Here is a 25761-nt window from a genome sequence, read left to right on the forward strand (position 1 = left end):
TCGGAGTCATGCATCTTTTTTTGTGTAGGTATGCCCGCAGAGTACCGCTCTAACCGTTAATCGCCCTGAATCCTCCCGGTAGAGAGAAGGGCGAAACAACCAAACGATCAATACTTATCATAGAAGTTATCTTCCAATATGATTCTGGGAGAAGATGGTTTTTCTGAGTCCGGATTTGCTTCGGACAAGAATAGGGGTCCACTGCCTTCAGGAAGTGCTGCATCAATTTTGATCCTGAACTTACCGACCAATTCCTTCAGGAGTTCCGCTTGACCGGAAAGCTCTTCGCTTGCGGCGGCACTTTCTTCCGCTGTAGCAGAATTGTTTTGCACAACGATGGATACTTGTTCAATCCCCTTGTTGATCTGAGAAATTCCTGTGGCTTGATCTCCGGATGCATCGGCAATGTTCTTAACAAGGTTTGCAGACTTTTCAATCCCTGTTACAATCTCCGCCAGTGCAGATGCTGTGTTATCTGCAATTTTTGTTCCTGCATGGATCTTTTCGATCGAACCCTCAATAAGCTGAGTGGTTTCCTTTGCTGCTTTCGCACTTCTTGCTGCCAGATTCCGAACTTCTTCCGCTACTACCGCAAAACCCTTGCCGTGTTGGCCGGCTCTTGCGGCTTCAACAGCTGCATTGAGGGCCAGAATATTTGTCTGGAATGCAATATCGTCGATGACCTTGATGATCTTGGAGATATTGGCAGAGGAATCGTTGATATCATGCATGGAAATCAGCATTTCCGACATGTGTTCGTTGCCTCTGACCGCATAATCCTTTGCCTCCTGCGCCAGCGTACTTGCTTCGCCGGCATTGACTGCATTTTGTCTTGTCTGCGATGCAATCTCGGCGATGGAAGCGGTAAGTTCTTGAATCGCACCAGCTTGTTCTGTTGTCCCGTGGGATAAGGTTTGCCCGCCGCTGGATACCTGTCTTGAGCCGGTATTTACCCGATCAGCAGCTTTGCTGATATCGCCCATGACTTGATTCAAGGACCCGACGATATGATTGAGAGAATTCTTGATCTGAATGAAATCTCCCTTATAATCCGCAGTAATTGCAACGTCAAGGTTGCCGCTTGCTATTTCTGAAAGAACCCCGGAAAGCTCTGATATATAGCTTCTAATATTTGTAATGGAACCGTTGAGTGCAGTCTTAATTGATCCGTGATCACCGAGATACTCACCGATCATGACTGCCTGAAGGTTGCCGGCCGCCATCTCTTTCAAAACGTCAAGTGCTTCTCGGACAGGTTGTTCAATGGCACTGAGTGTCTGATTAATCCCGCTGACAACATTTCTGAACTCCCCGTTAAATTTGTCTGCATCTCCTCTTGTGCTGAGGCTCCCTCCCGCAGCTTCTTGGGAAATGGTGGTGGTCTCCTCAACCAGCATCTTGACATTTTCCAGCATTCTGATCAGAGAAGGAAGGAGTGTGTCCATCTCACTTCGTCTGCCGATAGCTTTTAGTTCATCCAACTTGGACAGATTGCCGTCGGCAACTTCAGCAACGACATCAATGGTGTCTCTTACCGTAGCGATTACGTTGTTGATACTGTGTTTCATCTTCTCATAAATTCCAACGTAGGTGCCATCCATGGTCTGGGAATAGTCATTCTTGCTCATCTGTCGCAGGATATTGCTGCCTTCCACAAGAGCACCGAGGCCGTCGATACAGGAATTGATGCTTTCTTTAATCTGATTGTAATCACCTTGATATGCAGCCTCAAGCTTTTCAGGGATTTCTCCTCTTCCGATTTGCTCGATATATCCTGCTGTCACCTGAAGGGGATCAATGAGAGAATCCAGAGTTTGGTTAATTCCTGCAACGATTTTCGCATAGTTGCCGCTAAGCTTGCTCACCTCAGCTCGATAGGAAAGATTGCCGGCGGCGGCTGCTTCCGTAAGCTTTCCTGACTCTTCCAATAGAGATTGGAGCGAGGTTCTGACAAGATTGAGATTGTTAATCAGAAGGGAATAATCGCCCTTATATTCATTTTCCAGGAGCTCAAGATCTTCACCAGATGCAATCTTATCAATATAATCCAGGGCTGTATTCAGAGGTGTTACGATTGCTTCAATGGTGCTGTTGAAGCCTCCAATAATCTCTTTGTAACCGCCGTTAAAAGCATCGGCATTGCCTCGGATGTTCAGTCGGCCCTCTACCGCAGCTTCTGTCAAACGTTCTGCTTCCGTGACCAGATTTTGCAGGGTTTTGACGACAGAGATCATGCTATGACCTAGAACATCTTTTTCAGAGCGAGGAGCTAGTTCCACGGAAAGGTCACCCTCTGCGATTTTTTTTGCTATTTCCGATTGCTGTTTGATATTTTCTGCCATCTTGGCAAAGGCAACCGTCAATTCGCCTACCTCATCCTGGCCAAGGGCGTCAAAATCGGGATGGATATCCACCTCCACATCTCCAAGCGCCAGTTTGTCCGCTGCAGCTACAAGTTGTTTGATGGGGCGGACGATTCGTCTTGAGAGCAGAACGATGAGTGCAATAATGCTCAGCAGGACAATGATGAAGATTACCGTCATGGTTGTTCTTACCTCGAGGTAAGGCCCGTTGAAATCCTTGTCAGGAAGTCCGGTCGCAACGACCCAGCCTGTATCACCGATGGCGGAGACATATCCGTGGCTGGAGAGCCCTCCTGATGAAAAGCTGATGTCTCCAGTAATTTTCTTCGCAATGGCATCTTTAATGTTGTCGGATAAATCTGTTTCCGCTATATTCTTGTTTAATAAAGCTTCATCGGGATGGTAGATGATCTTGCCTCCATCACTTGCGAGAATGTAAAATCCTGTTTGGCCCAGGGTGTAATTCTCCATGAGCGTTTTCCAGCCAGAGACTGACAGGTTGATTCCCGCAGCACCGATGATATCGTCCTTGTTTTCACCATAAACAGGTGCAACCACGCTGACGACTGTTGCGCTGGATACTGCATCAACATAGGGATCTGTCATAACGATTTCTTTTTTTTCCAGCAGCTTTGCATACCAGGGGCTGCCCTCGATTTTCCAATCAGAACCTGAGATACTTCCATCTGACAGTATCATCTGGCTGGAATCAATGTCTGAGATCCATGCGCTGGTAATATTTTCGGAATCAGATTGTTGGATTCTATGTAAGGTATCTTTCACCTGGTCGAAGCCCGCGGAAGAGGAAATCTCCATTCCGGGGGAAGTATTGATTAGAATATCTTCAAACTGATGATTTGTAGGCATTTGTCCTGCGATTGCCATGTAGCCTCGGAAGTAACCGCCGATTTCATGGGATGCTGCCTGGGATTTCGCTGCTAGTTCGCTGGTTGTCAGGTCAGCTACGGTAGAGTGAACCGTATTTAATGAGGTGACCGCTGCAATGCAATACGTTACTGCAACAGGTACGCCGATCAAGACGAGAATTTTTGTTAATAAGCTTTTCATTTGCATACTGTCTGTTTTCTCCTTTCGTCAGCCTGGTACGCGTTAGTTCTATGCTTATTCTTGGTTGAATTCTGAGCATAGTATTAATAGTTTACATCTGATTGGAAAATATATCAATGATTGTGTTGCTGTCTTTTCTCCTACGATTAAACATTTGACAAAGGCACAACTATTAAATTTTTACCCTGTTATGATTCGGATAAACGAATGGAGTTAGTTAAAATTAACCCGGTTGCTGAAACGAAAGGATCAGAGAGTTTCTATAAAATATGAAAGGGTTAGAACAAATAGAGAAGAGCAGATTTCTCTGCTCTTCTCAGTCTCTAATAAATGATTAATGAACCAGCGGTGCCAGTTTATCTGCTTCAATTACTTTCTGACAGGGTATTTTTCATCGAATGTAATTTCGTCAGAACCATAGGTGATATTTTTTCTGATCTTACCGCGTTTCTTCTGGATCACATAGATCACGATTGGTACAAAGGTGGCGATGACGGAAATAACAAATACAGGCATGCCTCCATCCTCGAAGACCAGAAGGATCATTGCTCCGATCATGATCACATTACAGAAATACGCCAGCCCGGGATACCACTTTGCTTTTACAGTTAGAACCTCGTTTGGATCATAGCCTCTTTCCTTGAGCTTTTTACGAAATACGATCTGCGACCAGCAGATTGCAACCCAGCAAAGAGTACCAGTGAATCCGGAGATTCCAAGCAGATTTGCGTAAAGCGGAAGGCCCGCATCTCCCCAAAGTCCCAGCTCATCCGATGCGAAGCCGAGAAGGAATACGATCCACATGGGGACGATGGTAAAAATCGTAGCATTTTGAGGTGTATTAAACTTATTTAAATTAGAGAGGAATTTTGGTGCCATCCCTTCAACGGAGAGCCCGTAAAGTGCGCGTACCGTTCCGTATAATCCTGAGTTAGCACAGCTGAATGCTGCAATCAAGGTGGTAATTGTAAAGAGTCCGGCAGCCCATTTCAGGCCGTATGCACCAAGGGTGTATGCGAAGATGGATTCGTCAAGACCAGCTTCCGCATAGGGTACAATAAGCGTTAGGGAAAAAACGGGGATTACGTAGATCAATATGATACGGAGTGCAACCCTTTTACAGGCAAGCGGTACATTGACTTCGGGGCTCTGAGTTTCTGCCGCGGATAGTCCTACGATTTCGGATCCCTGGAAATTGACAAGAGTCCAGATCATGTAGGTGATGATGATGAACGTACCTGCCGGGAACAGTTTTTCAAATGTAGAGCCGTCTCCGGAAAGAATGATCTGTGAACCGATGAACCCTCCGCTTTCGGTGAATGGATGCAGGTTGCCGCCGATGACACCCATGAAGATTCCGGCTGCACAGATTGTGAATACGATGATTGCCAATACTTTTATAATTGCCATAATTGACTCGATATGGCCAAACCATTTCACGTGATATACATTCACAAGAGTTAGCAGGAATAATGCAACGATCCCCCAGACAAAGGTACTCCATGCCGGGTTTTCAAAAGGAAGCGTAATGAAATAATTCATAAAGACCGCACAAGCCAGAGCTTCGGAAGGCACATAAGCCACCCAGTTGGTCCAGTATGCCCAGGCGATACCCGTTGCAGCAGTATCTCCCATAAATTCTCTTGAGTAAGAGACGAAGGAGCCTCTTCTTGGTATATTTACAAGCAATTCTGCGAAAGACTGCATGACACCATAGATGGTAATACCGGCAATTATGTATGCGATCAGCACAGCACCGGGTCCCATTTCAGAGAACGTCAGGCCAAGTCCCAAGAAGTAACAGGAACCGATAATTCCGCCAATGGCAATCAATGATACATGCCAAGGCAGAATGCCGCGCTGCAGGGTACGTTCTTCGGCACCGCTATCAGTAAGATTTTTTTCAGTCATGAATGATTCCTCCTAACAAGATTTCTAAAATTCAGCAAATTAATAAAATTAAGAAAATTATAATAATACTTAACGAATTAGACAATAGCAAAAATTATGCCAGTTTTAGTAGAATGAAAATGGGATTGGATCCTATCAGAAATGGCCATTTTGTTGCTCAAGAAAGGTGCTGTACCGTATCTTGGTTTTCAAAAATGATTAATAATTGTCAGAATTGAAAATTATTAATCACTCATTGGCTGAATATTGTGAAAAAATTTCCCAATAAATTACGAAAAAAAGAGTTGACCTTAACGCAGCGGAAAGGTTTATGATAAAACTAACCTCAATTGAGAGAATCATATTTCTGGCAATCGAGGAGAAGATATTGTCTTATAAATAGAGAAGAACAGGAGGTGGTCGTGTGGAATATACGGTTCAAAGACTTGCGGCACTGGCTGGAATCAGTGGGAGAACATTGCGATATTATGATGAAATTGGAATTCTTAAGCCGGCTAGAATCAATTCGTCAGGATATCGGATCTATGGCAAAAAAGAAGTGGAGACCTTACAGCAGATTTTGTTTTACCGCGAACTGGATGTAGATCTTGATACCATAAAGAAAATCCTAAAATCCCCCGGATTTGACAGTGCTGATGCTTTGAGAAACCATCGAAGCAGACTTCTTGAAAAAAGAGAGCAACTGGAACGATTGATTGAAAACATCGATAAGTCAATCGCCACTGCTGAAGGGAGAATGACTATGAGCGATAAAGAAAAATTTGAAGGCTTTAAAAAAAGCTTAGTGGAAAATAATGATAAAAAGTTTGGAAAGGAGGTAAGAGAGAAATATGGTGAGGAAGCGGTAATGAAATCGAATCAAAAAGTGTTAAATATGTCTCAGGAGGAATATGACAAAACCGTTCGGTTGGAGGAAGAACTTCGAATGACACTGGCATCTGCTATGCAGTTAGGGGATCCTGGCAGTGAGGGGGCCCAGAAGGCAGCAAACCTTCACCGCAAATGGCTTTGCCTGTACTGGGATCAATATTCTGCGGAGGCCCATGCTGGCCTGGCAAATATGTACGTAGAGGATGAACGCTTCCGTGCATATTATGACAAGGAGCAGCCTGGTACAGCAGAATTTCTCCGGGATGCGATTTTGATTTATACGTCCCACAGTAAGAAGAATACAGAGCTTTAAATTGCAGGACGAGGATAAGCATCGGTGTTCTATAATATAGTCTAATGACAAATAAAATAACAACTCCTTTGAGGGATGGAATCAAATCAAAGGAGTTGTTGTTTGAGGACAGAATGTCATATGTATGGGGTTATTTCTTCGCTGCTTGTGAAGAGATAACCTTTATTGTTCCCATTAGAGCTGTTATCTGAGCCGCACTGCAGCCATGGCACAGGCGCCTTCATGGACAACCTTGAAGCCCTTAGACTCTGCAAAGGATACGATCTCTTTATCGTAGGTTCCAGGCTGGAGCCAAATGTTGGGATAGGTTTCCGGATCCATCTCTTCCAGACTCTTCAGCGTAACCGAAGGTGGAATTACAAAATCGATACAGTCAGGTACCTTTGGAAGATCCTCAAGGCAGGCGTAACATTTTGTCCCATCTTCCATTTCTGAGTAGTTGGGATTAACCGCATAGGTCTCATATCCATATTTTTTCAGCGTATGATAGATTCGGTTTGCGGTTTTCTCTGTATTGGGTGTGGCACCGATAACTGCCCAGACCTTTTTGTTCAGCATCTCGTTCATTTTCTTTTCATTATTCATTGTTATACCTCGTTTTCAATATGATAAATACTGATGAAATCTGTTTTGTACTCGGGGATATCATGTGAGCAATAAGGCTCATTCATCCTTCGAATTCATTATTCCCGTTTTGTTTTGGTTGAAACAAATGAAAGCAATATGAAATATCATCTTTCTTTTTTTCTGTTATTATATGCTTTTTAAAGTCATTGCACAAGGTTAGAAAACGAATCAATAACCCTTTGAGCTCCTTTCATTAAAGGCATAGGATTAAATAAGACCGGAGGAACATAAGAAGGAAATTTATAATTGGCATGGGACAATATATTAGCTGTATTTTTCTCTATGGTTATGATAAAATAATATAATTCTTATAGAAAAAATTTATAGTTTGATGGACGGAGGAATAAAAAAATGAGAGCAGTAATCACTGTTATCGGTAAAGATATGGTTGGAATATTAGCAAAGGTAAGTACGACTTGCGCAGAAGCAAACGCCAATGTGATTGAAGTGACTCAATCTGTGCTGCAGGAGTTTTTCTGCATGGTCATGCTGGTTGACATCGAAAAGATGAACTGTGAAATAGGAGAACTGAACGAGCGCATGAGAAACAACGTGCCAGGCATGACGATTCACATCATGCACGAGGATATTTTCAATTCTATGCACCGAATTTAAGGGATTCAAATCAAAGCGGGAAGCAGCTCCGGAAGGAAGCGTGCTTGTCGAAAGATACGGAAGAAAAAAGCCGGAGGTAAAAATATATGCTTAATATGAGCGATATCGTGGAAACCATCACCATGATACAAGATGAAAATTTGGATATCAGAACAATAACGATGGGAATTTCCTTGTTGGATTGCTGTGACAGCGATATTGATCGGTCCTGTGAGAAGGTTTATGAAAAGATTTACAGATGCGCGAAGGATCTGGTCAAAACGGGCTGTGATATTGAACAGAAATACGGAATCCCCATTATCAATAAAAGAATTTCCGTAACGCCCATTGCAATGCTGGTGGGAGCATCAGGCGGTGATCCGCTCAAGTATGCTTTGACCTTAGATCGGGTGGCGAAGGATGTTGGTGTCAATTTTATCGGTGGATTTTCCGCCTTGGTGCACAAGGGCTTTTCGCCGGGAGACAAGGAACTGATTGAAGCGATTCCCAGAGCACTCTCTGAGACGGAATTTGTCTGTTCTTCTGTGAATATCGGTACCTCCAAGTCAGGTATCAATATGGACGCTGTCAGAACAATGGGAAAGGTTGTCAGGGAAGCTGCGGAGCTTACCGCAGATCGTCAGTGTATCGGGGCCGCCAAGTTGGTTGTGTTCTGTAATGCGCCCGAGGATAACCCGTTCATGGCGGGAGCCTTTCACGGACCGGGAGAACCGGACTGTGTGATTAATGTGGGTGTATCGGGGCCTGGGGTGGTCCGCGCGGCTCTTGCAAAAGCCGGAGATGATCTGGATTTGACGCAAGTGGCGGATATCATCAAAAAAACAGCCTTTAAAATAACAAGAATGGGCCAGTTGGTGGGCAGTGAAGCTTCCAAACGTCTCGGTGTCCCCTTTGGTATTGTAGATCTGTCCCTTGCGCCTACGCCAGCCATCGGTGACTCTGTTGCGCATATTCTGGAAGAGATCGGCCTTGATATGTGCGGTGCTCATGGAACGACTGCTGCACTTGCCATGCTCAACGATGCTGTGAAGAAGGGCGGTGTCATGGCGTCCTCCAATGTCGGCGGCCTTTCCGGTGCATTCATACCGGTTTCAGAGGATGCGGGCATGATTGATGCGGCAAGAAGCGGAGTGCTGACCATAGAGAAGCTGGAAGCCATGACCGCGGTTTGCTCCGTAGGTCTTGACATGATCGTAATCCCGGGAGATACCCCAGCAGAAATCATTTCCGCCATCATCGCTGATGAAGCGGCTATCGGAATGGTGAATTTCAAGACAACTGCGGTGAGAGTCATACCAGCCATCGGAAAGAATGAGGGTGAAGAGCTTGAATTCGGCGGATTGCTGGGACAGGGTCCTGTTATGAAGATTAACAAAACCTCTCCGGCAAAGATGATAAACAGAGGCGGGCGGATACCCGCACCGCTCCATAGCTTAAAAAATTAGTTTAAGATCAGCGTTTCTCCAGAACAAAGACGCCATCAGGCAGTGAATGATCCACATGGAAGGAAATCCTTACATGTGGATATTTTTTTTCAAAATACAACCGGTTGGACTTTCCGTTACCGACCATATTGGAAAAGGATGGCCCGCTGCTGTAAAACCGGTAACTGCCTTGCAAGCTGTCTTGCGTGCTGCCCTGCTCATTACATTGATAACTTGAAAGACAGGCAGTCAGCTGTGCTTCCATCTGATCCTTTGCAATTTCCGACTCCACCAGCTGGCGGAATGCTGGGTGGTAACCACCGATGACCGCACCGTTCTCGCTGATGAGGTCCGTGCTTTTTAAACCGATGCGAATGACGTTGATGCCAGCTTTCGTGAGAATGAGATACATTTCCTTTGTGGTGTACACTGCCGCTTCAATGGTGAGCGGCTGATACTTTCCTGTCTGGTACAGCTCATACAGATCCGTATCTCTGATGATTACTGTGGGATAGAGTCTGGCGATGGAAGGTCCGATTTCTACCACTTCTCGCGCTGACTTCACCGATTTTTCATGGGTATCACCGGGAAGTCCGATCATGAGCTGGAGTCCAAGGGTAAAACCATAGGATTGAATCAATTCTGAGGCTTTGAAAACACATTCCCTGTCATGCCCTCTGTTTGAGAGTCGTAGAACCTCTTCGTCAAGGGATTGAACCCCAAGCTCTATAATATCTACGTCGTATTTCTTCAGATTCTCCAGAATTTCTTCATTGATATAATCGGGACGGGTGGAAAGATGAATTTTTTGGATCAGGCCACGGTCTTTATAATCTTTTGCGACCGCCAGATATTCCTGTTGAAGCTCCATAGGGATGCCCGTAAAGCTTCCCCCGTAGAATGCCATTTCTATGGTCTCAACCTCGGAAGAGGAGAGCGTGGAGAGGTATCGCTCCGCTGTGGCCTTCATATCTTCAAGGGTTACCGGTGATGTTTGGGCTGTTATTTTTTTCTGATTGCAGAAGATGCAATCGTTGGGACAGCCCAGATGGGGAATGAATATTGGGATGATGGCATGGGACTTCATTGGATTTCCTCTTTCCTAATAGTTTCTGATTTCGTAATAGATTCTAATTCATAATAGATTCTAAAGAATGATTTTTCTCTTAATGGTATTCCGTTACAATTGTATGATTGAACCGATATCCTCAAGTTCATAATCCTTGAAAAATACCGGGTTAAGTCCTTTCGATTTTATAAACGCTGTAATTTTTTCAAAATCAGGGTGAGCGGAGAGATCCCCATTGAAGAGGATTTCGTCATCGACTCTTCCGGAGGCACCGCCAAGGAAGCCGTAGGCAAAGCCCTTGAGTCTTACGTGACCGCCGGATATGAGAAGGACATCCAGAGGGTATTGGGTCAGACTGCCTGCAATGCCTTGATCAGATGTGATCAGAGATTGTTCATCGACAACAACCAGACTGCATTTCGTATAGCCTTGCTTTACATGGATCGTTTCCAGTCCAAGCTCCTCAGCTTTTTTTAAGATGGATGGATCCGTATACTTTAAATTATGAATCAAATAAGAACCTGCCCAGGCAGCATTGTAAGCGATATTGTCAGGATAGCCGGAACCTTTCAGGGGACTGCCAATGGTATAGGAAACAACCCTTTCCCTGAGCATACTGCCAATCAGTGCATGCTGCTCAGGGGAGAGGATTCGTTCGTTCTTGATTCGGCAAAGGTAGAGATCGCTGTGAGCGGAAACCGCCTCGTAAACTGCGGTGGTCCGTTTGATTTCAACAATCTGGTGCCCTTTCAGCCGTATATAATGTTTTAATGCATCCTGTGCATCCTCCGAAAGACAAATGATACTCATGCTGTTATTATACCACAAAAAGTATAGATTTTTGTGGTATATCGCCATCTGCGTTTTCGAAGATACAGTTTAAAAATTCGAAATTCTCGCAGGGCATTCGATCCGTATAACAGTCGCAATTGCGGGATTGATGCGATTGTTATACCATAAAAAGCTATTAATCGACGGTGTGCCTTGTTTGAATGCCTGTTTTGTTATATTATAGAAGAAGAACATGCGTCAATGCATTGGAAAAATGAAGAGGAAGAATACGATGGTTACGATAGGAAATGAATGGGACAATGTCCTTGAAGGTGAATTTGATAAGGAGTACTATCAGGAATTGCGAAAGTTTCTGGTCAGTGAATATAAGTCGAAGACGGTTTTTCCTTCGATGTATGATATTTTCAACGCTATGAAATATACGGCATACGATAATGTGAAAGCAGTGATCCTGGGTCAGGACCCCTATCATGAGCCGAATCAGGCACACGGCCTTTGCTTTTCAGTGAAAAAAGGAGTTCCAAAGCCACCTTCGCTGGTAAATATTTTTAAGGAACTGGAACGGGACTTGGGCGTAAAAACGCCGAATCATGGTTACCTTGAGGATTGGGCAAAGCAGGGCGTTCTGCTGCTCAACACCGTTCTCACAGTGCGGATGGGGCAGGCGAATTCCCATAAGGGAAAAGGTTGGGAGCAGTTTACGGATCGAGTGATTGAGCTGCTGAATCAAAGAGAAAAGCCCATGGTCTTTCTTCTTTGGGGTGCCAATGCAAAATCTAAGGCGGCGCTGATCACAGGAAAGCAACATCTGATTTTGACTGCAGCCCATCCAAGCCCACTTTCGGCACATAACGGCTTTTTTGGGTGCAGACATTTCTCAAAAGCAAATGAGTTTCTTTCTAAAATAGGTGAGGATGAAATCAGTTGGGAGCTTCCGCAGCAGGATTGAACCTATGGAATTCCAAAGTAAGGATCGGTTCTGAACGGTATAAAAGGCTGTTCCGTATAAATTTATGTGATAATAATTTGTTATAATATACAGATCAAAAGGAAGGAGAAAGAGATATGTCAATGGTGTTGTTACTAGGGGTCGGGGGAGCCTTGGTCGTAGTGGTTGTAATCGGGATCGTGCTGGCGCTCAGCAATCGCTGATTGCGCTTGTCCCAAGGATTATCAGATTTTACTTCAAAATATTATGGAAAAGAAAGTCTAGGAAAGAATCAACGCTTTCCAGACTGTTTAACATCGTTTACTTTTGAACTGATACATGGATCAAAGGTTTGGTATTCAGAGCGGCAAAGGCATTTGCCGCTTTTTGCATGAAAAAAATCGGATTTCTTGTTGAACTTTGGTGGGGATGGAATTATTATGTAATTAGGATTTTGATGGTGGGGATAGAGTGGAGCGGGTGTGTTTTGGCTATAATCAGAAGTTTAAACAAGAAAGTTAACTGCGAATAAAAAATCATGACAGCAGGTGTGGATTGAGGTAGATGAAGTGAGAATATACCAAATTGCGGACTTACATATTGGAGTTGATTGTGATATTCCGCGAGGCCAAGAGAAAATTGAAAAATTATGCGAGTTCATTCGCACGACTCAGCCGATTGATGAACTCTTTGCTATAGTTGTTTTAGGCGATATAATCGATTGCGGTGAACCAACAGCATTTAAAAATGCTGAAAAAATATTTGATTATATGCAAAATAGGCTAGATAGCTATCATTACAGTTTCGAATTTTTGCCCGGAAATCATGATATCTGTAATGAATCATTGAATGACTTTGATGAGTTTATTTTAAAATATCAGAAGAATAATTGGCATTACTCAAAAAGTAATTCATTTTCAAATATACATAACGGAGTGAATTTCATATACACCAATTCTCTGTCTCACCTAATCTTTGACCAGCAGGGACGTATCGACTGGAACAGTGTTATAAACTGTATACGTTCTGAACTCCAAAATGTTCTGTTACTACATCATAGTTTTATAGTGGAGGATGAAAGCAATCATTCTGACCTTGAGCACAGCTCAACAGGCGAACAAAAACTTATTGAGGCTGGAATTAGGTTTGTGTTCCATTCACATACACATGCAGGTAGAAGATACTTAATGAGCGGGGAAATCCCTTTAATTGGTTGTGGATCTCTAATGAAAAACATCAAGGATATGGAGAACACAAATAACCAGTTTAATGTAATTCAGATTCATAATGGTGAAATTACCCATATCGAACAGATGATATACATTGGAGATCGTGAGCGATATGTACCAACACCGTTCTACCCTGAAAAGAGCGAAACATATGCAGATCCATTTAGTGTTGAGAAATTACAATATCCAGCTGTGGATGCATATATTCGGCGATTAGTATTACCTCATTCTGTTGCAGTAGGAGACCAATGGGAACAGTATTTCGCTAAAGATAGCTTTTGTACACTTTTGGATGCCTGTAGCAGAAGGAAGAGAGTACTGCTTCTATCTGATGCTGGGATGGGAAAATCTCTCGAACTGCAACAACTGGCGCTCGAGTTGAGCCTTCGGAGTTCAATGTATTACCCTGTATTAATATTATTAGAAGACTATGATGGTGAGGACATTGTCGGACTATTGCCGCATTCCCATAAAAATCTTTATTCGGGAAATCTGCTAATTATCTTTGATGGATATGATGAATTAAATAAGCAGCTCCGATTGAAATTTGAGCGTAAGTTAAAAGCCTACATGACTGAAAATCAAAGTGTACACATACTTATTTCAGCGAGGAGCAATTTTTGTAAAATTGAGCTGGATGATAAATCAAGAACTTTATCCGACTTTGATATATTCGATTTATGCAAACTAACGAGGGATGATATAAAGAATTTTATTAGTTCTATGTCCGTTGAACCAGAGACGTTTATGAAAGATGCCGTAGGAAACAGTCTAATAGATTTGGCTGAGATACCTTTTTATTTGACACATATGATAAGAATATATAAAACAGATGGTTTGTTGCCACGCCGTTCAGAATTAATGAATCGGCTATTGGATTTGCAGCTTGAAAGAGACGATAGTAAATTTAAAGATATTGGCGATTCTTCAATAGAAGAGCGAAAGCATGAGATAAAACAAGTGCTTCAAGAAATTGCATTTGCAATGCAACTGATGCAAAAAGTGTTGTTGAATGATGAGAATGATTATCAGGCTATTTTCTCTTATGAAAAACAAAAATTGGCTAAATACTGCGGAATTTTAACAAAAGTAAAAGATGGATGGAAATTCATTCACAATAATTTTAGGGAATACCTGTCTGCACAGTTATTGAATACTATGAAGCTCGAAGATATAGTTGGATATATTGCCTATAAGGATAATGTCATTAAAGAAAACTGGGTAAATACGCTTTCTTATCTTGCCTCTACGCGTCAGACAAATGATATTCTTAATTGGCTGGCAGAATATAATCCAAATGCGCTAGTGAAATTTGAAAAAGATCGTATTGATGAAGATACGCGATATCGCATTTTTATTAACATCTTTAATAATTATGAAACAAAAAATATATGGTTTCATGATCCTCTTTGCAATGAGGAAGAGCTAGCTAGATTTGCAGCTAGTAAAGAATCGTTATCGTTCTTACTGGAGAAAATACTCCATCCAGTTCATTTCCGTTCACAATATACTGCATTGATGCTACTTCAGGAATTCAAAGATTTGTTTGGAATGGAAACACAAGTAAGGGATTTACTACTTAAGAGCTGCAAAAATCAATCAATCAGAGGACATGAGTGCCGCATGGTGATTGTATCTTTGGCTGTTTTGCATTTAGACAATGATGAAGTTACTGATGAGCTGATACAATTGTTTTCAAATACGCAAGATGACTATATACGGCTCGGTATGTATGAGTATCTAATCAGCATAAATGGTGTGGATAAGCACGTTGATTTCCTGCTCAGTGGTATTGAATATATTTGTCACGACAGAAGTGGTGAACGAATTGGAAATGAATCATATGAACTAACAGAAGGATTAAAGCGTTTGTCGCAAGTTGAAAGTGTTGAGAAAGCTCTAGCATGGTTTCAAACAAAGAAAGAAGAAGATCCTTTCTTTGAATTAGAAAAGGTTTTCGAGACGCTTTGTGAAACTGCGGCAAATCTTTATAAACAAGGAATAATAGAGTTGTTTTCATTTATGGTGAAATGCTTTCAAGACGCTGCGCAACATTTTAAATGGAATCAATGTAAATCTGTAATCCATTTCTTTGAAAATACAAACATGAAGATTGAGCTAATAAATTATATCTTCAGTGAAGGAGAAAATTCGGAGATTACATGGCGCTGCATAGATGAGCTATTTGATAACGATATTGATAGCATAGACTACTTAGCGAATCAATACAAAGACGGAAAATTAGTGGATGACAAACAGTTTATTAAAGTAATACAGTGCGTTGCAATGTCAAAAGAAAAATTTGCTGAATACGCCGAATTGGTTTATAACAAATGTGGATTTTCAATTCCGGAAAAAAAGACAATTAATTATGAGGCCATAAGGAGATCAAGTGTCCAGGAATTCTTTGAAACATTATTTGACCAGGGCCAAAGTGAATTATTACTCAATGAATTACTTACTTCTTGTGGTGGTGAGAATTTGACGATAAATCAATTGAGAAAGGGTGAATACCCTTATAATGATGAAAGACCAACAGGAGCCCCACGATACCTATGGTCTGCTATCTTGCACTATGGCGAGAGCGATGAACTAGCAAGTTCTTTTTTTGATTTAATTTCATGGCAAGACTATTCTGCATTAAATATTATGGATTGTCTAAAAAAACATGATTGGCTAAACCCCAATCAGGAGCAATTAAAGCATATCGAGAATAGATGCCTTGACTTAATTCAAGAAATTGATTTTAATACAGCAGTAACTTACCGCGGAAATGGATATATAGTTAGTTTGAAAGCACGCTTTGTTTCATTTGCTTTCTCGAAGTATCATTTTGAAATTCCAAATGAGACAAAGTTAGATATGTTAGCTCTCCCATCATCTGTTTTCAATGATAAAGGTAACAATATACAAAAATATGAACTTCTTTGTAATGGGATTTCACGACATCTTGTTAGCAAACGCGTTGAAGCAAATGTAATATCAAAATTAGCGCGAGGTGATGTTTTGGCAGACCATTTGGAATACTGCAAAGATAATAGAATTTATAGTGTGGCAGATATTGCAAAAGAAGTATGTTTTGATAATAATGTATGGTTAAAACGTTTCGCGCTTGACTATCTTCTGACTGTTCATGGCGAGGCATATATTTGTCAAAATATGCTATCAGATCTCGAAGATGATCTTCTTTATGATTTCAGCGAAAAAGTTTGGAAAAACAGAGATATGACGCATACTACCGAACTAGAGAAACGTTATCGGAAACAGCCAAACAATCGTTGTCTTAGATACTTAATTATGCTTAATAGTGAGTTTGGTTTGTGCCAATATATAGCTATAGCTGATAAAACAAATGCAACCCCATCTGATGATAGCATAGTGGAAGATTGCACTGATGCAATCGGTCTCATAAGTGATCCTGCCCTGCTTAAACAACTGAACATACTTGTTAAGATTTTTTTTAGACCAGGTTTTAAAGATAAAGATTTTGGATCATTATATGGTAGCTTAACAAAAGCATATACATTGTGCAGTATGATTGATTTCGATACTGTTGTTGCAGAACTAAATAGTATTTGTGTAGAGATGAAGAGCAATTTAGAATGTGTTGGCTTTTGCAATAGAATATTGTCTGACATTTGGTTTAGGAAGCATAACGAAAATGATGGTGCTCTTACTATTCAAGAAGTCAAATTAATACTTGCTAATTTCTGATATCCTTGAGAGATCATTAACTTTAAAGGAGATGGAATATGATACCAATAAATTATCTTATATCCACAAATATAATGAGGAAAATCAATTTAAATATCTATTATATCATTGACCTATTTATTGCTTCTTGTGATGGGCTCGATTGGGAGACATTTCTTCAAGAGATATTTCCGGAATTTTATTTACGAAAACATCCAGAGAGATGCAAAGAAATAGTAACAGAATTATACGAGATGTCAAAAGATGATTTCAGAAGGGATTCCTTAGAACCATTATATGAATATGCATTGTATCATTTAATACAATGGTGGTTAGATGTTACAGATATTGAAATGGATCAAGAAGTTGACGATAATGAAATAAAAACTGAGGACGATGAATTTTGGGCGAAGTATATCAATGATATTGAAGGGTATATAGGTTATTTATTTGATGACTGGGACTTTTTATATGTAGCTGAAATATGGGAAATTTATAAACGGTCGCCGTGGATTATTGAAAATTTCTTTCATATTGATTTAGATGATTATATAGATTTAATGCCTGATGATATAAGCCGAGAATATAGTAGGTATAAAAGCAAAGGAATAAGATCAGCAATCCCACAAGAAAGCATTGAAATGTTTATTGTTAAACAAATTTATAATGTATTAACTCTATTAGAAAATCGACCAAAGGAAATCGCTAAATTGTCAGAAGTGGAGCTAAGCAATCAAATCCAAACAGCACTGTATATGCTATTTCATCATCAGGGAATAGAGATTCAAAGAGAAGAATTGGCCGGCTATGCGGAAAAAGGCACCGGGGAACTAGATTTTTATGGTTATAGGATTGATGATGATATATATGAGAAACTTTTTGTCGGTGAAAATAAGGAGTGGGGAAAATTTGAAAAATCATTTCAACAGCTAATTGGTTATCTGGATAACAACTATATTTTTGGCTTTACAATTATTTTTAATAAAAAAACCCGATTGAGTACAGTAATAAAAAGACGACTTGACATTTTATATTCATTAAACATTGAAGGAAAATTTAAAATTATAGGTGCGCCAACCCCAATTCCCGGCATGAATGATGTTATTATAAGCAAGCACGAGAATCCCGAAAGAGAAGAGTCTTATTTTAATGTATACCATTTTATTTGTAATACATATAAGCCTGAAAGGGAAATGGCTGCTCGGAAAGCTCGTGAGTAAAGAACACATATGTGATTATAATTTAGAGGTATGATATGAGTATGAATTATAAAGCATTAACAGAACTACCCAATGATGAATTGATTCGTCAGTACGACAAGATAGCCGAAAGTACATGTGTTGGATCAAATTATTATACTGAGGAAATTGCTAGACGCAGAAATGAAAAATCAAACAAGCTGATGATTCGTCTTACAATATGGATTACGATTATGACTGCAATAATGCTCTTGTCTACAATTGTTAATATTGTAATCGCAATCGTTAAGTAATGGCTATAATGAACGAACACGTACTGATAATAAAGAATCTTCCAAAGCGGGGAACTTCGCATTATAGCAATCTCAGGTAACTAGGACCTGCCAGCCTAAGCTTCATTTAGTTTTAAAATTGATTCGAGATATGAGGGGTACTAGATGAAAACAGAAAAGAAGAATAATGACCAACATATTGAAGATTTCGAAGAATGGCAAGATAATCAGTACAACCCAGGTCATTATTTGGGGGGTAAAGTGCCAGGGAATTTATTGAATTCAGGAAGAACTAAGATAGTTGGATTCTTTTTAATAGGGATTGGCCTCATGACGATGATCCCTTTTGTTTTTATAATTATTAATGAGTTCAAAAACGATGAGAATCTTTTGCCGATAGAATATGTCCTTCGGTTTATTCAGATGCTTGGTTTCGGAGCATTCAGCTCGGTGATGATTATAAACGGCATAAGAAAAATAATTAGTGGAGTAAAAAACTAGCTATATTAGTTAAAACTAAGGTAAATATGTGCTTTGTATGTGATAGTTTATTAGTGAGTGTTAATATAGAACATCCGTATCAATACTTTGATATTGTTGAACAAATAAATCGGTTTATGTCTGAAGGCATATTGGTAATGGTGGAAGGAAATTGCGACTTTAACAAAATTAATAGAGAAGGCATCTTCGCGGATGACGTTCCATATCATTTGTTTGAATGTAGTAAATGTAAACAAAGATTTTCTTTGTACGTTGAAACATATCATGGGTCTGGAGGAACCTGGAAAGTAGTCAATAACGGATTAATAATTGAACGATAGATTTCAGTTTCGTATTAATGAAAATATTTGAACGTTGCATATTTATAGGAACGGTTGATGTTAAAATGATTTTATAGGAGGATTTTGTTTATGGATTTAGTCAAAAATGGGAAAAGTATTACAATTACTATTATTGCTGTAGTAATCTTACTTGATATTATTAGCTCTCTTAGCGTTTTTCTTATGTACTCTGGCGGCAACGAAAATGTTCTTACGATTATGATAAGACTGATCTTAGAATGCTTATTACTTTATTTCCTTTACATAGGTCACAGATGGGCTAAAGTGTTAACTGCAATACTTCTTCTAATTGGCGGAGTATTATCCGTTCTCACAGGGATTACTCTAATAGGATCACCGTTGGATTTCCTTATGACTTTGGCGTTTGGCTTAGTATTTATCATTAGCGGTATTATATTAATAAAATCAAAATCTGTTAATACTTTTTTCTCATATCAACGTGAAAGGTTAAGCAATATGGATCCTTTAAAAAAAGGAAAGAAAATAATCATTAGCTTGATCTCAATATTTATTTTTACTTCTATTATAACAACGGTGGAGTGTTCGTTCATATATGCTTCTAATAACGACACAGTGAGACTGATTAGCCAATTAACAAGTGGAACAATTAGATTATCTCTCGAATGTGTTATCTTTGTATTCCTTTACAAAGGTCGGGAATGGGCCAAGACGTTAACAATAATACTTTTTTTAGTTGGTGGCGTATTTGGAGTCATTCGCAGCATAGCGTTACTCGGTGCAAGCACATTTGCTATCCTATTGATAATTATGTCATTATTATATGTTGGATTTGCTGTTGTCTTAATAACCTCTAAATCTATTGAGCATTATTTATCTAATAAAAGAGCTGGCATTAGTGATATTTATACAAAGCCAGAGGAAGATAATCAATTAGGAGCTGGCTGAGAGCAAGTTTTTGGGATATAATATAAAGATCAAAATTAGGAGGGGATAAATATGGGAACTGGAATAGTATTACTGATTGTGATTGCGGTTATCGCACTGGCAGCAATTTGGGCAATTTCTGCGTACAATGGCTTTGTCCGTCTGCGCAATATGGTGGAGGAGGCATTTTCCACCATGGATGTTTATTTAAAGAAACGGTATGATCTCATACCAAATCTGGTTGAAACAGTGAAAGGATATGCAAAGCATGAGGCTAGCACACTGGAAAAGGTGGTGCAGGCCAGAAACATGGCGGCAGACGCAAGAACCATCGAGGGGAAAATTCAGGGAGAGAATATGCTGCAGAGTACCTTGAAAAGCCTCTTTGCCATTGCGGAAGCTTATCCGGATTTGAAGGCGAATACGAATTTTATGGATCTGCAATCTCAGCTCCAACGGATTGAGGATGAAATCGCCAATGCCAGAAAATACTACAATGCTGTGGTGAAAGAATTCAATACGAAAGTGGAATCCTTTCCCAGCAATATCATAGCAGGAATCTTCCAATTTAGAAGAAAAACCATGTTTGAAGTGGCGGATCAGACACAGCGGGAAAACGTAAAGGTTCAATTCTGATGAGCACTTCATTGAAACGAAGTAGATTAATTATGGGACTTCTGTTGATGGCAGTACTGTTTTTTGGAAGCACTGTATTTGCTCAAGCGGAAGCCTTTGACACCAACCGCTTTGATGTCAATCTGGTACTGGCAGAAAACAATTCCTTTACGGTGACCGAAACCATCAAGGTTCATTTCAATGAAGCTAGGCATGGTATCTATCGATATATACCATATCAGGGAATTACCACAAGAGAGATAAACGGTACCGAGGTGCAGGAGAAATATCGGCTTAGAATTTCCGATGTGAAGGTGGATGGATATTCCTTCCAAACCTCTCGGGAAAATGGGAATCTTGTGATTCAAATCGGCAGTGGTGATGTTTATGTAAGTGGGGATCAGGAATATAAAATTTCCTATCGCTGTACGCTTTATGATGACGAAAATACTGCGTTTGACAGCTTTTACTGGAATGTGCTTCCGCAGGGATGGACGACACCCATAGAAGCTTCCAATATAACCATTTCCATGCCAAAGCCCTTTGATTCGAAAAAAGCAGAGTTTATAGCGGGTGCTTACGGCTGGACGGATATGGAAGCAGTAAGATGGTCTGTTCAGGGAACTGAGATTACGGCTGATACCACCCGGATTCTTGAGACGGGAGAGGGGGTAACGCTGAACATGCTTCTCCCCGAAGGTTACTTTGTCGGGGAGCTCTCCATGGAATGGATGAAATGGGTGATGATGGCGCTGATCATCATTTCGCCGCTGCTCAGCTTCTTGCTCTGGTTCCTGTTTGGGAGAGATCCACAGATCATCCGAACGGTGGAATTTTATGCTCCGGAAGGGATTACTCCTGCTGAAACAGGATATATTATCGATGGAGTAGTGGATACCAAAGACGTAGTATCACTGATCATTTACTGGGCCAACAGCGGATTTTTAAGGATCGAAGAAAAGAAAGACAAGAGCTTCACGCTGATGAAACTGAAAGAGCTTCCGGAAGACGCGAGAACTTACGAGCATACTATGTTTCGAGGATTGTTTGACGGGCGGGATCAGGTTTCTCCAGAAGATTTGAAAGAGGATTTCTACGGAACCTTTGAAGCGACAAAGGGGCAGCTGAAGGCACACTTTACAATGAAAAAGGAAAACCGAATCTTTACACAAAGTTCGATTGGAGCAAGAGCTGCAGGAATCCTGCTGATGGTGGTGCCGCTGCTTTCCTTGATCGTCTTTGGAACCTTTCTAAGTCGCGCAGAAGACTACTGGGTGATTGCCTCAGTACCTGCGATCCTTTTTGCAGTGGTGGGGTTCAGTCTGTTTATAACAGCCTATGACAGAAAGGACAGCTATTCCAAGAGCAAGCTGACCGGAATGAATTTTGCCGGAGGGCTTTGTCTTGTGATTTTTGGAATTGTGACCTTGGCGTTCAGTTTCATCACCTTAACGAATCTGTTTCCGGGACTGTCGGTTATTCTGGCATCCTTGATTTCACTGTCCTTTACCATGAGAATGAAGCAGCGGACCAAGAAGAGCAGCATGCTTTTGGGTAGAATTTTGGGATTCAGAGAATTCATCAGAACAGCTGAATTGGATCGCATCAAGAGATTGGTAGATGAGCGGCCGGATTATTTTTATCATGTCCTGCCCTATGCCTATGTCTTTGGTCTTACGGACAAATGGGCGAAAAAGTTTGAATCACTGGCGGTTGCACCTCCGGAATGGTATTCCGCAGGCTATGGCAGTCCGATGTTCAATACCTGGATTTTTATGAATTCTTTCAACCACTATACCCGTGCCATGCAGCAAAACATTTCGATTCCTCCCGCTCCGACGGGAGGCAGCAGCTCAGGAGGAGGAGGCTTTTCCGGTGGAGGCGGCTTTTCCGGAGGCGGAATGGGCGGCGGCGGCGGCGGTTCTTGGTAAGAGATCGATTTTAAATAATGAAACACAAAAACGGCGCTTTGCGCCGTTTTGGTTTTCCAAGTTATAATTGATCAATGGTAGGATTTACACTCCAATACTCTTTTAGGCGGAGGTATTCTTCTTCAGCCTCCGGTTTGGGTTTGCCGGTTTTGATCGCGCGGATCATGATATTCTTGGAGGTGTGTTCCAAACTGGTAAATTCAATCAATGTGACCTGATAGCCCCGCTGCTCAAGCTTCAGACTGCGAAGACCGTCGGTCAGAATTGCACAAAATCGTTCTTTCAGGATACCGTGTTTCATCATCGGAGCGTGAAGCTCACTGCTCATCTGATCAAAAAGCTCATGCTGACAACAGGGAACGGAAAGGATTACCGATGCATCCCAACCCACCGCTTTGATCAGTGCGTAGTCGGTTGCGGTATCGCAGGCATGAAGCGTGACCACCATGTCCGCCTTTTCTTCATCGGTGTAATCCGCGATGTCACCCAACTGAAATTGCAGGCCTTCATAATTTAAATCCTGAGCAATGCGGCTGCAAAAATCGATTACATCTTTTTTCAAATCCAGACCGATTATTTCAACATTTCTGCCAAGTTGCTTTTTTAGATAATGATAAAGGGCAAAGGTCAGATAGGCCTTGCCGCAGCCGAAATCGATAATCCGAAGCGGCTTTTGCTGTTTCGGCAGGCTGTCCAAAGCATCGGAAACGATCTCAAGGAACCGGTTGATTTGACGGAACTTTGCGTAATGTTTCTGAATCACATTTCCCGATTGATCCATGACTCCAAGGCGGATCAAAAAATCACAGGGCGTATGATCCGGGAGAATGTATTGCTTTTTCTTATTATGCTCCAAAGAGGAAAGCTCCTTGGACGGCGGTTTTTTTAAGATACGCGGTTTATCAGGCTTAGCTGCAAGGATCTGATAATCACCATCGGTACAGAATAGATTGATTTGCTTAAACTCCCCTGCAATCAGATGATTACAGAAGGGGAGCAACTGTTCCTCATTCAGATTTTCGTGAGTCACCTTGTTGCTGTACTGAAATTCCACCTGATAAAAGACTTCTGCCTGAATCAGCACAGGGCGAACCGTTACCCGATGATAGGGTATTGTTTTTTTTCGCAGTCCGCTGAAGACGATTTTAATCAGACTGCCATTTTCGATTGTTTCCGTAAATAATGTATTTATCTTGTCCATAGTTTCATTGTAACAGTTTTAGAATGAAATAAACAGTTTTTTTTCGATAACGTATTTCTATATCCTGTTTTAACTGCAGCGATTTTATCGTTTTCACTGGGGTTCTTCTTGTTGCTATGCTCGTTTTAAAAAAGGAAGACCGAAATACTGTGAAACACCGAGAGCAAGAATTCTTCCGATGGATTTGATATTATCCTGAATCCACATGGCGTCCAGGGTATTGTCATGGTATCCAATCTCTGCAATAACAGCAGTAGCATTGGTGTCACGAAGCTCCTGCATGCTCCGGCTCGGCATGGTTGTCACGAGATTTGGACGCGGATAGATTGCTCTGAGATTTTCTGCAATAATATTAGCGGCTTCCTGCCCTTTGGGATTATCAGCATAATAAACAAAGCTGGGCCCTTGAAGGGTACCGGTCAGGTATTCAGGTGACGTGGTTGTCTGGAGTCCCAGATGAAGATCGTAGTTGCCTGCATTGGACTCTTCGATACTGACAGAAAGGTCTTCTCCGGGTCTGCTGCGCACCACCTCGATTCCGCTCCCTTCAAGATATGGAACCATCGCATCTGCGATTAAATTCATGTAGTATTCCTCATAACCACCAGTTACAAATTCATTTTTTTGGTTTGAGGGATTCAGATAAACCGTGGGCATAGACATTACCTCCTGGTGTCTTGGAGTCTATAACACTCCCATTTTATTCAGACTGCGGCGTCCGAAAAGGTCTGTTTCCCCAATATCAACAAAAGGGGTGCCTAAATATTCAGATATGGATAATACCAACTGGCGTGCGATCGTATCAATATTTTCTCTGATCCACTGTGCATCTGTTGCGTTGTCATGATATCCCACATTCACAAGTACAGAAGGTCTTGGGGCATCCCGCAGGATTCGGGAGGTTTTATTGGGGATGCTGCTCACAAGGTTGGGCTGAGGATAGATTGCTTTCAGATTGCTTTCTACCAGCTGAGCTGCAGCTCTTCCTCTATGGCTAAAGGCATAGAAATAGACCTCAGGTCCCCTGAGCATTTCTGCAAGATCCGGCGGAGCGGAAGCTGATTGAAGTGAGAGAACATAGTCGAAAGGTTCCTCGTTCGTGCGCTCAATCACCTCTGTCAGAGATTCCCAGGGACTGCTTCTTTCAAACTGAATTCCGCTGGCGCGAAGATAAGGAATCATGGCGTCGACAATGAGATTCATATACTCCTCTTCGTTACCACCGCCTACGTAATCGTTATAATCCTGATTGGATGGATTAAGAAATACTTTTACCATAGCTTTGCCTGTAGTGGACTGGAAAAAGAGATGGACTGGCTGCCAGCTGGCGGAGCCTGCACATCCACAAAAGGCACCTCGAGATATTCTGCAATTGACATTACAAGCGTTTTTGCAATCTCATCCAAATTGTCATGCAGCCAAGTTACATCCGCATAATTATCCCGGTATCCAAGATCAGTCATTATGGCTGCGGCATCGGTATCCCTCAGCTGGGGATTCAGTCTGTCGGACGAGAGCGTCACCAGATTCGGGTTAGGATATATAGACCTGAGATTATCATAAAAAACCTTTGCTGCAATGGACCCGCCGGGGCTGCCGGTATAATGAATCACATTGATGCCCCTCATTAAACCTGCCAGATTTCCCACTCCAGACTCCATATTAAGTACCAGATGCAGATCATGGTATTTTGAATTGGATTGCTCAATAATCTGAGCAACCGTCATGTTGGGATCGTTTCTGTCAAATTCGATTCCGCTGGCTCTCAGATAGGGAACCATGGCATCCGCAACCATGTTCATGTACTCTTCCTCATTTCCTCCGGTGACCACCACTTGCTGGTCATCGACAGAAGGGCTTAAATATACACTTGCCAAGTGTTTTTACCTCCGTTTCATTGAGTGAGGCAGCAGC

General features: G+C 41.5%; 20 protein-coding genes. 11 read left to right on the forward strand and 9 right to left on the reverse strand.

From position 1 onward, the window contains the following. Positions 1-107 precede the first annotated feature (107 nt). Together FRZ06_02070 and FRZ06_02075 are read right to left on the reverse strand one after the other, a co-directional pair. Entirely contained in the window at positions 108-3437 is a 3330-nt protein-coding gene (locus tag FRZ06_02070; protein ID QOX62224.1) for a HAMP domain-containing protein, read from the reverse strand. Positions 3438-3800: 363 nt separating this feature from the next. Next, positions 3801-5342 carry an amino acid permease gene (locus FRZ06_02075; protein QOX62225.1) on the reverse strand — a complete coding sequence of 514 codons (1542 nt, stop codon included), beginning with the start codon at positions 5340-5342 and terminating at the stop codon, positions 3801-3803. Positions 5343-5745: 403 nt separating this feature from the next. Between FRZ06_02075 and FRZ06_02080 the strand changes: the two genes are divergently transcribed. Beyond that, entirely contained in the window at positions 5746-6525 is a 780-nt protein-coding gene (locus tag FRZ06_02080) for a MerR family transcriptional regulator (protein QOX62226.1), read from the forward strand. 183 nt (positions 6526-6708) lie between these two features. Here FRZ06_02080 and FRZ06_02085 read toward each other — a convergent pair whose 3' ends face one another. Beyond that, positions 6709-7110, reverse strand: coding sequence for a CoA-binding protein (locus FRZ06_02085; protein ID QOX62227.1), 402 nt, complete (start codon positions 7108-7110; stop codon positions 6709-6711). Positions 7111-7503: 393 nt separating this feature from the next. Here FRZ06_02085 and FRZ06_02090 point away from each other — a divergent pair, with 393 nt between their 5' ends. Both FRZ06_02090 and FRZ06_02095 read left to right on the forward strand, forming a co-directional pair. After that, positions 7504-7767 (forward strand): ACT domain-containing protein, encoded by a 264-nt coding sequence (locus tag FRZ06_02090; GenBank protein ID QOX62228.1) that lies wholly within the window; start codon positions 7504-7506, stop codon positions 7765-7767. A gap of 86 nt (positions 7768-7853) precedes the next feature. Further along, complete coding sequence (locus FRZ06_02095) at positions 7854-9212, forward strand: PFL family protein (protein ID QOX62229.1); 1359 nt, start codon at positions 7854-7856, stop codon at positions 9210-9212. A gap of 7 nt (positions 9213-9219) precedes the next feature. On the opposite strand, the gene FRZ06_02100 is transcribed toward FRZ06_02095, so the two are convergent. After that, the gene (locus tag FRZ06_02100; protein QOX62230.1) at positions 9220-10278 is read right to left on the reverse strand and encodes a radical SAM protein; all 1059 of its coding nucleotides are present in this window, start codon (positions 10276-10278) and stop codon (positions 9220-9222) included. A 93-nt stretch (positions 10279-10371) separates the two neighbouring features. Further along, the gene (locus FRZ06_02105) at positions 10372-11070 is read right to left on the reverse strand and encodes a hypothetical protein (protein QOX62231.1); all 699 of its coding nucleotides are present in this window, start codon (positions 11068-11070) and stop codon (positions 10372-10374) included. Positions 11071-11323: 253 nt separating this feature from the next. On the opposite strand from FRZ06_02105, the gene FRZ06_02110 reads away from it, so the two are divergent. The 8 genes from FRZ06_02110 (at position 11324) to FRZ06_02145 (ending at position 22646) form a co-directional block, all read left to right on the forward strand. Beyond that, entirely contained in the window at positions 11324-12001 is a 678-nt protein-coding gene (locus FRZ06_02110) for a uracil-DNA glycosylase (GenBank protein ID QOX62232.1), read from the forward strand. Between the two features lie 527 nt (positions 12002-12528). After that, on the forward strand, positions 12529-16923 hold the full coding sequence (locus FRZ06_02115) for a hypothetical protein (GenBank protein ID QOX62233.1): 4395 nt from the start codon (positions 12529-12531) through the stop codon (positions 16921-16923). A 38-nt stretch (positions 16924-16961) separates the two neighbouring features. Next, positions 16962-18122 carry a hypothetical protein gene (locus FRZ06_02120; protein ID QOX62234.1) on the forward strand — a complete coding sequence of 387 codons (1161 nt, stop codon included), beginning with the start codon at positions 16962-16964 and terminating at the stop codon, positions 18120-18122. A 35-nt stretch (positions 18123-18157) separates the two neighbouring features. Then, entirely contained in the window at positions 18158-18394 is a 237-nt protein-coding gene (locus FRZ06_02125) for a hypothetical protein (GenBank protein ID QOX62235.1), read from the forward strand. 144 nt (positions 18395-18538) lie between these two features. After that, positions 18539-18874 carry a hypothetical protein gene (locus tag FRZ06_02130; GenBank protein QOX62236.1) on the forward strand — a complete coding sequence of 112 codons (336 nt, stop codon included), beginning with the start codon at positions 18539-18541 and terminating at the stop codon, positions 18872-18874. Positions 18875-19284: 410 nt separating this feature from the next. Further along, positions 19285-20121: a hypothetical protein gene (locus FRZ06_02135; GenBank protein QOX62237.1), complete on the forward strand. Its 837-nt coding sequence runs from the start codon at positions 19285-19287 to the stop codon at positions 20119-20121. Between the two features lie 51 nt (positions 20122-20172). Further along, positions 20173-20736, forward strand: coding sequence for a LemA family protein (locus FRZ06_02140; protein ID QOX62238.1), 564 nt, complete (start codon positions 20173-20175; stop codon positions 20734-20736). After that, positions 20736-22646, forward strand: coding sequence for a DUF2207 domain-containing protein (locus tag FRZ06_02145; GenBank protein QOX62239.1), 1911 nt, complete (start codon positions 20736-20738; stop codon positions 22644-22646). The genes FRZ06_02140 and FRZ06_02145 overlap by 1 nt, the downstream gene beginning before the upstream one ends. Before the next feature lie 61 nt (positions 22647-22707). Here FRZ06_02145 and FRZ06_02150 read toward each other — a convergent pair whose 3' ends face one another. The 4 genes from FRZ06_02150 to FRZ06_02165 all read right to left on the reverse strand — a co-directional run bounded on the left by FRZ06_02150 (position 22708) and on the right by FRZ06_02165 (position 25724). Then, positions 22708-23847 (reverse strand): SAM-dependent methyltransferase, encoded by a 1140-nt coding sequence (locus FRZ06_02150; GenBank protein ID QOX62240.1) that lies wholly within the window; start codon positions 23845-23847, stop codon positions 22708-22710. A 114-nt stretch (positions 23848-23961) separates the two neighbouring features. Then, the gene (locus FRZ06_02155; GenBank protein ID QOX62241.1) at positions 23962-24510 is read right to left on the reverse strand and encodes an N-acetylmuramoyl-L-alanine amidase; all 549 of its coding nucleotides are present in this window, start codon (positions 24508-24510) and stop codon (positions 23962-23964) included. A 21-nt stretch (positions 24511-24531) separates the two neighbouring features. Beyond that, positions 24532-25125: an N-acetylmuramoyl-L-alanine amidase gene (locus tag FRZ06_02160; GenBank protein QOX62242.1), complete on the reverse strand. Its 594-nt coding sequence runs from the start codon at positions 25123-25125 to the stop codon at positions 24532-24534. After that, positions 25119-25724 (reverse strand): N-acetylmuramoyl-L-alanine amidase, encoded by a 606-nt coding sequence (locus FRZ06_02165; protein QOX62243.1) that lies wholly within the window; start codon positions 25722-25724, stop codon positions 25119-25121. Before FRZ06_02165 ends, FRZ06_02160 begins: the two co-directional genes overlap by 7 nt. Between the last annotated feature and the right edge of the window lie 37 nt (positions 25725-25761).

Source organism: Clostridiales bacterium, from assembly GCA_015243575.1.
Classification (GTDB): domain Bacteria; phylum Bacillota; class Clostridia; order Peptostreptococcales; family Anaerovoracaceae; genus Anoxybacterium; species Anoxybacterium hadale.

Coding starts and splice junctions, on each gene's coding strand:
- FRZ06_02145 (QOX62239.1), top strand. CDS start 20,736: ATGAGCACTTCATTGAAACGAAGTAGATTAATTATGGGACTTCTGTTG.
- FRZ06_02135 (QOX62237.1), top strand. CDS start 19,285: ATGGATTTAGTCAAAAATGGGAAAAGTATTACAATTACTATTATTGCT.
- FRZ06_02095 (QOX62229.1), top strand. CDS start 7,854: ATGCTTAATATGAGCGATATCGTGGAAACCATCACCATGATACAAGAT.
- FRZ06_02105 (QOX62231.1), bottom strand. CDS start 11,070: ATGAGTATCATTTGTCTTTCGGAGGATGCACAGGATGCATTAAAACAT.
- FRZ06_02075 (QOX62225.1), bottom strand. CDS start 5,342: ATGACTGAAAAAAATCTTACTGATAGCGGTGCCGAAGAACGTACCCTG.
- FRZ06_02090 (QOX62228.1), top strand. CDS start 7,504: ATGAGAGCAGTAATCACTGTTATCGGTAAAGATATGGTTGGAATATTA.
- FRZ06_02160 (QOX62242.1), bottom strand. CDS start 25,125: ATGGTAAAAGTATTTCTTAATCCATCCAATCAGGATTATAACGATTAC.
- FRZ06_02125 (QOX62235.1), top strand. CDS start 18,158: ATGAGTATGAATTATAAAGCATTAACAGAACTACCCAATGATGAATTG.
- FRZ06_02070 (QOX62224.1), bottom strand. CDS start 3,437: ATGCAAATGAAAAGCTTATTAACAAAAATTCTCGTCTTGATCGGCGTA.
- FRZ06_02150 (QOX62240.1), bottom strand. CDS start 23,847: ATGGACAAGATAAATACATTATTTACGGAAACAATCGAAAATGGCAGT.
- FRZ06_02110 (QOX62232.1), top strand. CDS start 11,324: ATGGTTACGATAGGAAATGAATGGGACAATGTCCTTGAAGGTGAATTT.
- FRZ06_02100 (QOX62230.1), bottom strand. CDS start 10,278: ATGAAGTCCCATGCCATCATCCCAATATTCATTCCCCATCTGGGCTGT.
- FRZ06_02155 (QOX62241.1), bottom strand. CDS start 24,510: ATGTCTATGCCCACGGTTTATCTGAATCCCTCAAACCAAAAAAATGAA.
- FRZ06_02130 (QOX62236.1), top strand. CDS start 18,539: ATGAAAACAGAAAAGAAGAATAATGACCAACATATTGAAGATTTCGAA.
- FRZ06_02120 (QOX62234.1), top strand. CDS start 16,962: ATGATACCAATAAATTATCTTATATCCACAAATATAATGAGGAAAATC.
- FRZ06_02085 (QOX62227.1), bottom strand. CDS start 7,110: ATGAATAATGAAAAGAAAATGAACGAGATGCTGAACAAAAAGGTCTGG.
- FRZ06_02140 (QOX62238.1), top strand. CDS start 20,173: ATGGGAACTGGAATAGTATTACTGATTGTGATTGCGGTTATCGCACTG.